Source organism: Chryseobacterium sp. FW101-FHT12H09, from assembly GCF_058790395.1.
The window spans coordinates 85,166-97,821 of sequence record NZ_JBYTCP010000003.1; the positions used below are offsets into that span (position 1 = coordinate 85,166).

The 12,656-nt window shown below is 34.5% G+C and carries 12 protein-coding genes; 6 read left to right on the forward strand and 6 right to left on the reverse strand.

Going from position 1 to position 12,656, the window contains the following annotated elements; all coding sequences use genetic code 11:
- Positions 1-182: 182 nt before the first annotated feature.
- The gene (locus AC3WRL_RS11065) at positions 183-3,068 is read left to right on the forward strand and encodes a TonB-dependent receptor (protein WP_492330296.1); all 2,886 of its coding nucleotides are present in this window, start codon (positions 183-185) and stop codon (positions 3,066-3,068) included.
- Positions 3,065-4,582, forward strand: coding sequence for a TSUP family transporter (locus tag AC3WRL_RS11070; protein ID WP_492330297.1), 1,518 nt, complete (start codon positions 3,065-3,067; stop codon positions 4,580-4,582). The genes AC3WRL_RS11065 and AC3WRL_RS11070 overlap by 4 nt, the downstream gene beginning before the upstream one ends.
- A 56-nt stretch (positions 4,583-4,638) precedes the next feature.
- On the opposite strand, the gene AC3WRL_RS11075 is transcribed toward AC3WRL_RS11070, so the two are convergent.
- Complete coding sequence (locus AC3WRL_RS11075; protein WP_492330298.1) at positions 4,639-5,427, reverse strand: PhzF family phenazine biosynthesis protein; 789 nt, start codon at positions 5,425-5,427, stop codon at positions 4,639-4,641.
- Positions 5,428-5,509: 82 nt separating this feature from the next.
- A complete protein-coding gene (locus tag AC3WRL_RS11080; RefSeq protein WP_492330299.1) occupies positions 5,510-6,007 on the reverse strand; it encodes a DoxX family protein in 498 nt (165 codons plus the stop codon).
- 751 nt (positions 6,008-6,758) lie between these two features.
- Between AC3WRL_RS11080 and AC3WRL_RS11085 the strand changes: the two genes are divergently transcribed.
- Positions 6,759-7,544, forward strand: coding sequence for a hypothetical protein (locus tag AC3WRL_RS11085; RefSeq protein ID WP_492330300.1), 786 nt, complete (start codon positions 6,759-6,761; stop codon positions 7,542-7,544).
- Between the two features lie 20 nt (positions 7,545-7,564).
- On the opposite strand, the gene AC3WRL_RS11090 is transcribed toward AC3WRL_RS11085, so the two are convergent.
- Positions 7,565-8,473: a helix-turn-helix domain-containing protein gene (locus AC3WRL_RS11090; RefSeq protein ID WP_492330301.1), complete on the reverse strand. Its 909-nt coding sequence runs from the start codon at positions 8,471-8,473 to the stop codon at positions 7,565-7,567.
- Between the two features lie 45 nt (positions 8,474-8,518).
- Positions 8,519-9,448, reverse strand: coding sequence for an NAD-dependent epimerase/dehydratase family protein (locus AC3WRL_RS11095; RefSeq protein ID WP_492330302.1), 930 nt, complete (start codon positions 9,446-9,448; stop codon positions 8,519-8,521).
- A gap of 256 nt (positions 9,449-9,704) precedes the next feature.
- Here AC3WRL_RS11095 and AC3WRL_RS11100 point away from each other — a divergent pair, with 256 nt between their 5' ends.
- Positions 9,705-10,205 (forward strand): hypothetical protein, encoded by a 501-nt coding sequence (locus tag AC3WRL_RS11100; protein ID WP_261512321.1) that lies wholly within the window; start codon positions 9,705-9,707, stop codon positions 10,203-10,205.
- A gap of 89 nt (positions 10,206-10,294) precedes the next feature.
- A complete protein-coding gene (locus AC3WRL_RS11105) occupies positions 10,295-10,429 on the forward strand; it encodes a bacteriocin-like protein (RefSeq protein WP_261512322.1) in 135 nt (44 codons plus the stop codon).
- Positions 10,430-10,487: 58 nt separating this feature from the next.
- On the opposite strand, the gene AC3WRL_RS11110 is transcribed toward AC3WRL_RS11105, so the two are convergent.
- Positions 10,488-11,660: an MFS transporter gene (locus AC3WRL_RS11110; protein ID WP_492330303.1), complete on the reverse strand. Its 1,173-nt coding sequence runs from the start codon at positions 11,658-11,660 to the stop codon at positions 10,488-10,490.
- Positions 11,661-11,769: 109 nt separating this feature from the next.
- On the opposite strand from AC3WRL_RS11110, the gene AC3WRL_RS11115 reads away from it, so the two are divergent.
- Positions 11,770-12,132, forward strand: coding sequence for a winged helix-turn-helix transcriptional regulator (locus AC3WRL_RS11115; protein ID WP_261512325.1), 363 nt, complete (start codon positions 11,770-11,772; stop codon positions 12,130-12,132).
- Between the two features lie 28 nt (positions 12,133-12,160).
- Here AC3WRL_RS11115 and AC3WRL_RS11120 read toward each other — a convergent pair whose 3' ends face one another.
- Positions 12,161-12,634, reverse strand: a complete 474-nt coding sequence (locus AC3WRL_RS11120) for a hypothetical protein (protein WP_492330304.1) — start codon at positions 12,632-12,634, stop codon at positions 12,161-12,163.
- Between the last annotated feature and the right edge of the window lie 22 nt (positions 12,635-12,656).

A 12,656-nucleotide genomic window follows, 5' to 3' on the forward strand; every position in this document is an offset into this window, starting at 1 on the left:
CTACAAAACTCCTAAAAACTTTTATTTTAATTACTTACATACACTTACTGTACGTAAAGCTTTTAACGTAAAATCTCCCAAGTATAATAACTTTTGTAGTTCAAAATTCATCCTCCAACAATCTCCCTTATCAAAAAAAGTTTAAATAAGTTCATTCATAGTAACCTAAAAACAGATAAAAAATGAAACATAAAAGGCAGATATATTTTCTGCAAAAAACGGGCATTCTAGTATTTACACTCTTATTTTTTAACCTGGCAGAAGCACAACAGCAGCTTATAGAATTAAGTGGAATTATCAAAAATACAGATACTCAAAAAGGTATTACCGCAGTAAAGGTTCAGGTTGAAAATACACAAGACACCTCATTAACCGATCAGCAGGGAAATTTTAAAATAAGAACAAGGGTTAAAATACCATTCAGAATTATCATCAATAAAGAAGGCTTTACCAGTCAGACGGTTGAAATCCTTTCTCTTTCAAATAAAATAGCCATCGAGCTCAACCCTCAGAATGCAATCATAGACGAAGTGGTTATTTCAGCCTCAAGGGTTCCTGAAAAAGTATTGCGATCACCTATAGCTATTGAAAAGATTGATATCAGAGCCATCCGTGAGAGTCCGGCTGCGTCATTTTATGAAACACTGGAAAATGTAAAAGGTTTACAGCTTTTAACTTCCAGTCTGACTCTAAAAATCCCTAATTCACGTGGTTTTAATTCGCCTAATAATTTCCGTTTTATGCAATTGGTGGATGGAGTTGATGTACAGTCGGCTACTTTGGGAGTCCCCTTGGGAAATGCAATAGGACCAACAGAGCTGGACATCCAGTCTATGGAAGTTACTCCAGGGGCTGCGTCTGCACTTTATGGAATGAATGCCATTAATGGATTGGCAAGCCTTCAAACCAAAGATCCTTTTACTTCTGAAGGATTAAGTGTTTACTTCAGAGGTGGGGTCAATCATGTGGATAATGTTAACCATAAGATAAGTTCTTTGGGAGAAAGTGCGATACGGTTTGCAAAAGTTTTAAATAAAAATCTGGCTGTAAAAGTCAATGCTTCTTATTTTAGTGGAATTGACTGGATCTCTAATAATCAGACCGATCAGAATGCCAGTCCATTAATTACCGCTAATCCTAATTTTCCATTGACTAATAATCCTGCAGAAGATCTTTGGAACAAATATGGAGATGAAAGAAATAATCGGGTCGCCGTAAAAGTAGACTATAATGGAAAACCTACGACATTTAATGTTTCAAGAACGGGTTATTTGGAGAAGGATCTGGTAAGTCCCGAAGTAAAAAATATAAAATTTGATGCCGGATTATATTATCGTTTGGGCGATCAGTGGAGAGCATCATATGTCTATCGATATGGATTACTGGACGGAACTTTCCAAAGAGGGAATAAGATCAGGTTACAAAATGCAACGGTCCAAAATCATAAAGTTGAACTAACGGGCAAAGAACTTACCTTCAGAGCTTATGTATCTATAGAAAATACCGGAGACTCTTATAATTTAAAACCACTGGCTGATAATCTGGATCTGACCAATCTTTCCAATACCAATTGGAAAAACATATTTCAGTCGGCACTGCAAAATAATATTAACTCTGGTATAAACCTTAATGATGCTTTTATTCTTGCCCGAAGAGAAGCAGACAAAAATAGAGTAGTCCCGGGAACTTATGCTTTTGACCAGCTAAAAAATACTATTATTGGGATCAATAACTGGGATTCTGCCAATGGAGGGGTTGTTGGAGCTCCGGCAACGGGAGGTGCCAAGCTCGAACAGAAATCCCGGTTCTATCAGGGAGAGCTCACCTATGACCTCAGCAGATTTGTGAAAATATTCAATGTACTAGCCGGTGTAGATTATCGATTATACAGCATAACTCCGGATGGAAATAATTTTGTTGATTTTGACAGACCGGTTAAGGAGAGAAATATTCCTTTATCCAATGGTACATTTGGTAAAGATGTTATCTATCAAAAATATGGTGTTTTCGCACAGGTAACCAAGCTTTTCTTTGATGATAAATTAAAGCTTAATGCCGCTTTACGTGTTGACAGGAATCCTGAATTTGAGGCAAAACTAAATCCAAGAATTAGTATTGTCTATTCTCCTGTCAATCAGCATAACTTCAGGGCATCTTTTCAAAACGGATATCGTTTTCCTTCACTGTTTGAAGCTCTTTCATTCGTCAATAACGGAAATGTAAGAAGGGTTGGAGGATTATCTAAAGTGAATGAAGGATTAGGTTATCTGGACAATTCATACACATTGGCCTCAATCGACAAATTTACGTCTGCTGTGAATGCGGATGTAGATGGAGGAAAAACGCCAAATCAAGCGGCTTTGGATAACAAAAACCTTTTAATGGTTGCCAACCTGCAAAAGCTACAGCCTGAAAAGATCAATTCATTTGAAGTGGGTTATAAATCAGTTTGCTTTAATAATAAGTTGGTTTTAGATTGGGATTTCTACTATAACATCTATGAAGGATTCCTTGGCCAAGTTGAAGTGGCTGTTCCTAAAAATGGTAAAGTAGGCAGTGAAAATGCAGTTCTTGATATGATTGATCGCAGCAAACAGGATCGATACAGGGTGTATACCAATAGCAACAACACCTATAAAAGCTATGGAACTTCTTTGGGTATCCGTTATAATATTGTAAAAAATTACAACATTAATGCGAACGTTTCTTATAATGATCTGGCTTCCAATACTAATTTGGACCTGTTTATTACCTCTTTCAATACGCCGAAATGGATGGTAAATCTAAGTGTAGGAAATAGGGAAATTATCAAGAATATTGGGGTTACGATCGTAGCCAGATGGCAGAATCAATTTTTATGGGAGAGCCCGTTAGCTTCAGGAAATATCCCGGCTTATTATACCGTTGATGCTCAGGCCACCTGGAAACTTCCGGAGATTAATGCCAATGTGAAAATCGGAGCTACCAATCTTCTTAACAGACGTTATTTTCAATATGCAGCAGGTCCGGAAATCGGTGGGTTATACTATCTCGCCTTTACTTATGATTTAAAATTGTCATCAAAATGAGCAACTCCCTATATCCCATATTTCTAAAACTTGAAAAACTATCATTATTAATTATTGGTGGTGGTAAGGTTGCTCTCGAAAAGTTAGAATCAATACTCGGAAATTCTCCTAACACCTTCATTAAATTGGTGGCCACGGAAATTATTCCAGAGATTAAATCTTTACAGTCTCAATTTCCGAATGTAACGCTATACGAAAGATCTTATAACATATATGATTTTAAGGATATTGATTTGGCCGTTATAGCAGTCAATGATATTGTAACAGCTGGACAAATTAAAAATCACGCCTATCAACATAATGTGCTCGTTAATGTGGCTGACAAGCCTGATCTGTGCGACTTTTACCTAGGTTCGATTGTAAAAAAGGGTAGTCTTAAAATCGCTATTTCAACCAATGGAAAATCACCAACCATTGCCAAGAGATTGCGTGAAACTTTCACAGAAGTAATCCCTGATGAAATGGATCATGTACTGGATAATATGCAGAGTATACGTAATCAGTTAAAAGGGGATTTCAATTATAAAGTTAAAGAGCTGAACAGAGTGACAACCCAATATCTTCATGATGGAAAAGACAGCCCTGTAAAACCTGACCTCGAAATTGAAAAACTGATCAATATTACCAAAATAGCTCAGAGGAAAGCTACTATTTATCTGGCTATTATAGGAGTTTTACTTCTATTTTGGGTATTAGGATTTACTATTTACCAGTTTGACTTGTCTGGTGATATTCAGGTTTTCCTGAGTAAAGATGGTCATATTTTTTACTGGATGCTGCTTGCCGGGTTTCTGGCAGAGATCGTTGCCGGATCTATGGGAATGGGATATGGTGTAATCTGTACGACCATCTTATTACTTCTTAATGTTCCACCTCCGGTTGTGAGTGCCAGTATTCACTCCGCGGAATCATTTACAACTGCGGCTGGAAGTTTCAGCCACTATAAATTAGGGAACGTTAATAAAAAAATGGTGTTGGTATTATTCCCACTGGCTATTGTAGGTTCAGTTATTGGTGCACTAACATTGTCTCATTATGGCGAGTATTATGCTCATATTGTAAAACCCATTATCGCTTGTTACACCTTATACTTGGGACTAAATATTTTAAAAAATGCTTTCAAGGAAAAGAAAACAGGTCTTGTTAAAGCTAAAAAGAAAACAAACCTTAGAATTTTAGGACTGGTTGGCGGCTTCATCGATTCTTTTGCTGGTGGCGGATGGGGTCCTTTGGTTACGGGAACTTTAATTAAAGAAGGAAGGAATCCCCGTTATGTTGTGGGAAGCTCAACAGTAGCTAAATTTTTGCTCACCATCACCAGTGCGATCACCTTTATTTTTACCATTGGAATTCATCATTGGAATATCGTATTGGGACTTTTGCTGGGTGGCGTTTTTACAGCTCCTTTTTCAGCCATGCTTACCACAAAGTTACCGACTAAAAAAATGTTTGTGGTTGTAGGTATGGTGGTTATTGTAATGAGCCTTATCACCATTGTAAAATCTTTATTATAAATAAGAAAAGCTCCCTTTGGGGAGCTTTCCATAAAATGCCTCTGGTTTAAAAAATTTTATTCTATCCACAGATGTCCTGCGGAATAGGTTTTTGCTTTTCCTGCAATGATTACCCGCTCACCTTGATCTTCACAATATAATTTCCCAAGCCTTTCGGAAAGTTGTATGGCAAAAAGATCTTTCTTTCCCAATCTCTTCGACCAGAAAGGAATTAATGAGCAGTGTGCGGAGCCTGTTACAGGATCTTCCAGGATACTGGATTGTGAGGTAAAATATCTTGAAACGAAATCGCTGTCATTTCCTTTCGCTGTGATAACTACACCACCAGGATCTAAATTAATAAGATCAAAAGTCTGCCTGTCAATTTTGATGTCTTTTATATCCTCTTCTTTATCATAGACCAAAACATAATCTCTTGACTTGAATACTTCTTTCGGCTGAATATTTAATGATTTAGAAATAATATCCGGGAAAACAGATGGTACCGGCATTCTGGAAGGAAAATTAAGCTCATACAGTCCATCCTGAAAAATAACTTTCAATTCACCACTTTTTGTTTCAAAGATAATTTCATCCCTGTTATAGTTTAGAATCGAAATCAAACAGTGAGCCGTTGCTAATGTTGCATGCCCACAAAGATCCATTTCAATTTCTGGAGTAAACCATCTCAGATGTATTGTTGAACCGTTGTCGATAAAAAAGGCTGTTTCAGCTACTGCATTTTCCATGGCAATCTTTAGAAGTGTTTCATCAGGAAGCCATTCTTTCAAAGGAACAACGCATGCCGGATTTCCTCTAAAAAGTTCATCTGTAAAGGCATCGATTTGATATAATTCTAATTTCATAATTACGGATATAAATTGTATTCAGTAAAAGTAAAAATTTCTTTTCGTCTTCATTACTAAACTGAGATTATAAAAGGGTTTTTCAACGATTAACTAAATATTTGTTTTTTCTGAAGCTATCAATTCCAAGTCCAACACATCCATGTGATAGGAAAAGTGCTAAAAACAGTAAATACAAGGTTTGTGGTAGGTAAAGAAAATAACTCAACCATGTAAAAGGATCCATTTCGTATACTCCGGTTTCTGGTTTAACAGGAATAAGCTCTTTGGGAATTGTAGCCAGATCATGGGTAAATAACGCGACAAGTATAATGATGATCAGGAAAACAGAGCTAAGTCTGGTCCATAAACCTATCATCAAAAACAGTCCAAATATACACTCACAAAATGCCGTAAAATTAGCCGTAAATTGTGGAAAAGGAAATCCTATATTGCTAATGGTATTAAACATATACCCTTGAAATATGGGATGGAATAATTTATTGAAACCTGCTATAAAGAAAAATAATCCGATTAATATTCTGCAGATGATATAAATATTTTTGCTGTTTTTTTCGAAGTTTGATATTGTTGTTTTCATTATATTTTTTAATTTATTTTAATTAAATAACATTGACAAGATTCATGAAAGAAGTTCCGTCATGTTAGTTTAAAATTAGATAATAATTTGAGTATTGGAATAATTGTATTCCATTTTCGTAAAGATTCAGATTTGGTTTATCCGTTCATATCTGGGATATAAATTATCTGATACCTTATTAGAAATTAAGGTATTAGTTTATGTCGAATAACGATCTGAAAATTAAATACTTATTTTGGGCGGAATCCAGATTGAATTAAAAAAAGAAGAATAGGGTGGGTCGTCATATAAAAAGAACCTATTTTCTAAATCCTGGTCAATACTTTTATGGCATCTAAAAGATGAAAAAGAAGCCACAAAGAATGATGAAAAACTGTAGCAATAATTGTTATTGCATTTTATTGGAGTTCTATTGTTTTCCTGAAGATAGATCTTACTGCATTTTTTATGAGAATTTGCTTTAAACCTATGATAAGTATTTAACGCCTTTAAAGATAAATGACTGTAATCTGTTTTAAAAATGAACAAATGGGTTAGCATTAAAAATATATTAAATACCCTTACATAATGCCATAAACCAATTTCTTTCATCATAAACTTCCCTAAAAACGGTAACAAATATAATAAAATATTTATGGGAGTTACTTTCATAATTAGTCTAAGAATTTGATATTTATCAGGCGGATAATCATTTCTATTCAATAGTTTTGTAGCAAAGAAAACATAAGGTATTAAAAGAATTTGACAAATTATGAAAAAGAGATTATTATTCCTATTACTACTCCTATTCAGCTATATCATCTCAGCACAGGATGCTGATAATTTCCTTCAGGGTTATTACAAAGCAATAAATGATAAAACATTTTACAACAGTTTTAACTTCGATGGCAATGGGAAAGTTCTAATATCCGATATGGATTATGGTGATTATTTTACACGAAATGATAGCCTGATCATCTATCCTGATAAAAGCATATTTATTTTTAAAATTAAAAAAGGGAAACTTACAGGAGTTTCAAACTGGGTAGAAAAGGGTATTTGGATTCCCAAAAAGGACAGTTCGGAAATCAATAACAGAAAAAATCCCGTAGATGCTCAAAAAAAAGCACAGCTTTTGGCCGAATACTATGATAAAACAAAAAGCTCTTCAAAATCTGATCTCGATTTTGAAGCCTTGCTTTCCGGTAAAACTGCTGGAGTAAATGAAGAACTTTGTAACAAAGGTTTAGCCAAAGCCTGTATGAACCTTTTCGGGCTGAAAATGATGGAATATACACCTGGCCTATTAAGTGATCCTGCAAAGATTGCTTCAAAAAAAATAAAACCTCATCCGGAATTAATTGCATTATCAAAGAAAATAATAGACCTCGGTGAACCCGAAGGATACACGGTTTTAGGAAGCTATTACTACACATTGGGATTAAAAGATAAAGCTTTTAAAACCTGGGACGAAGGTGAGAAAAACGGAAGCCTGAAATCTGGAACCACAAAAGCACTGATCGAATTTCAGGAAGGTATAGAGAAAGACGCAAAATAAGATTAATCCCCTTTTACTATTCAATTAAACATTTGTCTGAATTCAAGCGGAGAAACAGATGTTCTGTTCTTGAATAATCGGTGGAATGATTGCGGATATTCAAAGCCCAAATGATAACCAATTTCAGAAACTGACATAGAAGTTGTTGACAGTAATTCCTTAGCCTTTTCTATTAATCTGTACTGTATATGCTGCTGTGTTGTTTGTCCGGTATGAATTCGCAATGTATCACTTAGATAGTTTGGGCTCATGTGAAGTTTTTTTGCGATAAATTGCACGGAAGGTATACCATTGATCATTAAATTATCATTTTTAAACTGTTCGTCAAGTAAAGTTTCCAGGTGGTTTAAAAGATCATTGTTTACTTTTTTTCTTGTTAAAAATTGACGGTTATAAAAACGGTCTGAGTATTTTAAAAGCAGATCAATATTAGATATCAATAAATCCTGGGTAAAAATATCCAGATTATTTTCTGTTTCTCTTCGTATATTATCTATGATATCCGTAACTAACTTTTCTTCTTTTTCAGAAAGATGCAAAGCCTCATTAGCAGAATACGAAAAGTAACCATAATCTTTGATAGCAGAAGCTAATGGATATCCCTGTAAAAAATCGGGGTGAATAACAATCACACTGCCTTTTACCTCAGACAACAGGATATTTTCAAACTGTACAACCTGATTCGGTGCAATAAAATACATAATCCCATCTTCAAAGTCATAGTAATGCTGCCCATACCTAAACTTTCCTGCACATTCATTTTTAATCGCAATAACATAGAAATCCGTACTTACAGTATTAAGAAGAGTTTCATGATGCACAGAAACTTCATTAAAATCAAAAACACTGATCAGTGGATTTGAAGGCCTTTTAAGGTTCAAATAGCTGTGCAATGCGGTAATTGAATTTATTTTTTCCGGTGTTTTCATTTTTTATATTATTAAATAATGATACATCTTAAATTGACTATTATATTAAGCCTGCTGTTCTTTCTTTATTTGCTCTATTCCCTTTCTATAGGTTGTTACCTCAAAATCAGGAAATCTATTTCTGAATTTTGAATCATCAAAAAGATTGTCATATCCATATCTTGGCAGCAATTCCTGCAGCTCTTTTGCGTTTTCATTGAATAAAGCACTAAGCTTAAAAGCAAATTTAGGAATTGTAAAATATTTAAATTCCTGCCCATAAATTTCAGAAGCTAAAGCAATAAACTCCTTGTAAGTTAATTTATGATCATCTACCGGAAGATGCCAGGTCTGTCCGAATGCATCAGGAGTATTTCCAATTAGAGCAGTGGCCCTGCTTGCATCTGGAGTCCATATCAGACTTCTTAACTTATCATCTCTCAATGGTACTTTGAGCTTTTTACTTTCTTTTATTGCATCAAAAATAAAAGCGTTTGTAATACTTTGTGTCTTACCAGGACCATAAAACTCAGGAGCTCGACAGATTACTATTTCTATTTCTCCTGCTTTCATTTCTTTTAAAAGCATATCTGCCATTTCTTCTCTCACTCTGCCTTTCCTTCCAATTGGCGAAAAGCGGGTGTTCTCAGTGAGAACCTTGTCGTTTTGCGGGTACATATAGGTATTGTCAAAAAACACCAATTTACTTCCATTGATTTTACAAGCTTCGATTACATTTTTGGTAATGAGAGGAAATCGTTTTTCCCATAGATCAGAATTCATAGGCAGTCCTAAAGTAAAATAGGCAATTTCACTCCCTTTTACAGCTTCAATAGCATTTTCTCTAACAGATAGATCTGCAGAGAATATTGTATCTGTAGGATTCACTTTCTTTGCGTTTCTGCTCACGATTCTAATATCAGAAGTAAAGTTTCGTTTCAGTTCTCTTGCCAGTTCTTCACCAATCTGGCCATTGGCACCTAATATAGTCTGCATGATATTGTGTTTATACTTTTTTCTAATGCAAAATTCGGGCATAACCTTAAATAAATGGTATCTCAATTACTTGAGTTCGTAACCATATCTCTGTTATGAATAATTATTACTCATTTACTAATCTTATTTATTCTAAGAAAAAATACTGCAAAACACTGTCTTAAACTGTATTCTTGAACACTATGAAGAATGTGTATTTATACTAAACTTGTATATTTGCCAAAATATAACATTCATTCACAACACAAAATTATTGATGGTGACACCTCATGCCTCCCATAAGCTTATTCCAATGACCACTTTCGTTCTTGAATATTATTCAAACGAAGGATATGCCGATCTTCAGACATTAAATCTGGTGAATAACTATGCAAACCTGCTGAAACATCCCTTAACTCTTGGAATGTTTGTTCCTGTAGATCCAGATGGAAACATTTTGAAAGAACCTAAAAATTATTTAAGCTGGAAATCTCTTGAACATAATACCCAAAAAGAAAATGATAACTTCGGAGGTCCCGGATTTGAAGAAAACCGCATCTACCAAAAGGCAGAACAAAACTGTTTTTTTGAAGGTTTTAAAGTAGCTTATAATGGGTATTCAGTGGTGAGAATTGTGGCATCCTATGATGATTCTATTGAACTCTCATTTAACAAGATCGATTTGAAATTTCAGACATTTGAAGACATTGAGTCTCTTACAGTTTTCGATGAAATATATTTAAGTTCTACCGCTTTGAAGGTTATTGGTATCAAATAATACAATTCTTATTTTTTTTTTCAAATGATTAACAGTTAGTTAGGAAAATATTCATCATATTTACATAACAAACCACTAAATTATTTAAAATGAAAAATTTCAAAAAAATTTCAAAAGAGGATTTAAAAACAATCAAAGGTGCAGCTTCGGTATGCCCAAAAAATCATTACTGGTGTACACCTTCAGGAGGCTGTATTCCTAATGAACAAACTTGTTGTTTATAAGCCAGAGGACCATCATAGCAATCCATAAAAAGATTGTATAAATTTCAAAAACCCCTAGCTAAGCAGGGGTTTTCTTAATAATGTCTGAGCTCACTATTTCTGTCTTTTTAAGAAGAAGAATTAAAAACGAAACAGCTAAACACAACATACTTGACCAAATAATTTGATGAATACCAAAATGGGCAATCCAAAAACCTCCAATACTTGTCCCTAATGTAACAGCAATATTTCCACAAGAAGTAAAAATACTGTTAATAAATTCACGCGATTCAGGTGCTGAAGAAGTTACATTAATATTGCTGATGAGAAAACCACCAGAATGCACCAGGCCCCAGATCGCTATCATGATGGCAACCGATATAAATTCTGTCCCTAAATTATAAAGTAAAAGATGCACAACACCTAAAGACAGGATAAATAAAAGTGTAGTGATATAGATGCTTTTAGATAAAAATTTACCCGCCAACTGATTGCCAAAAATTCCGGCAACTCCAAAAATAAATAAGAGAATACTTATTTCCTTACCATTCATTCTATTTACTTTTCCCAGGTAATCAGCCATATATCCATAAGTAGCATACATTGCCGCAATGATAAAACAAGCTACCAACAAGTTAATCCATAAAACCATCTTCTTAAAAATACTACTATTTGTACCTGCTGCTTTTTTATCCGGAATTGGAATGTTCGGTAAAAAGAGCAATATTCCAGCAAATGAAATAACATTTATAACAGCATAAAGGATAAAAGATGATTGCCAATTAAATACATCTGCCATTAATGTAGCAATAGGGATACCCAGAATACTTGCAATGGTAAAGCCACCAAAGACGATACTTACAGCCCTGGGAGCTTCTTTTTCGGAAACTAAATTAGCTGCGGAAGATAAAGCAATAGACCAGTAAACAGGATGAAAAAATCCAGGTAAAATTCTTGCAGCAAGCAGAAATCCAAAATTGGGGGCAATGATAGAAAGTAAGTTGGAGAGAGCAAAGATCCCTAAAACAAATGCCATTAAATTTTTTCTTTTAAAAGAAGATAAAAGCATCATCATAAATGGTCCGGAAACAGCAACTGCTAATGCAAAGCCACTCAATAACCAACCTGCTTTCTCAATACTTACATCAAATGCAGTTGCCAATTGCGGCAATATACCAATCACACCAAATTCAGTGGTACCAATACCAAAGATGCCTAACGCCAAAATGTAAAGTGTTCTTTTTGATTTCATTTAAAATATTTTTTGCAAATTTGCAAAAAGCACTATCAATAAATCATATACTTACTAATAAGTGATATACTAACCTTTTAGAAAGTGTAAGCAAAATTAATTTCATTTTATGCCTGAGTTTTTCCACGATAAAAGACTATACTATACCCCTATAGAGTTTGCATTAAGCCATATAGGAGGAACCTGGAAAATGCCTATTTTGTGGCGTTTGCAGGAGAAAGCGTTACGATTTAATGAACTAAAAAAAGACATTCCACACATTACTGATAAAATGCTTACCAGTCAGCTCAGAGAGTTGGAAAGTAAAGGATTGGTTAACCGAAAAGTTTTTCCGGTCGTCCCACCAAAAGTAGAGTATAGCTTAACAGAAAAGGGAGAAAAAGCAATTCCTGTCATAGAAACTATTATGAAATACGGTTATGAATTGATCATTGATGAAGGTATCGAATATCCACCAAAAAAGAAGGAGTAATTAAAACAATTGGTATTGTTGTTATTCTTTAATCGAGTTTTTTGTTATGAAAATTGTCAATCTTTTTCTCTAACATTTCTTTAAAATTATTAAAAGCATCAACCTCCTCCTGTGTGTTACTCAGGGGTTGGGAAGGCCGTGGATTACTAATTGCCCAATGGCATGATCTACTATCAGTAAATCGGAGTTTAAAGCCTCGATACATGAAATACCATGGTGAAACGATTTTTATAATATCTCTAAAATAAATTCTCCCATAGAGATCTGATTCCATATGATCCGGGTAGAATACAATACGTTCTTTTCTCCACATCCACCGGATAGAGATAAAAGATAATATAATAAATTCAATGATGCTGATACCTAGCAGCCAATTGATATGAATATCTATTATTTTTCCTCCGATAACCGTTATCAGAAGTAATAGAGGAACGCTGAGTGCACATTGTGCAGCACGTCGGTTATCTGGCATTACAAATTCAAAAGTTGATGTAGGTGTCAATGATGATCAAATGTTTTGGTAA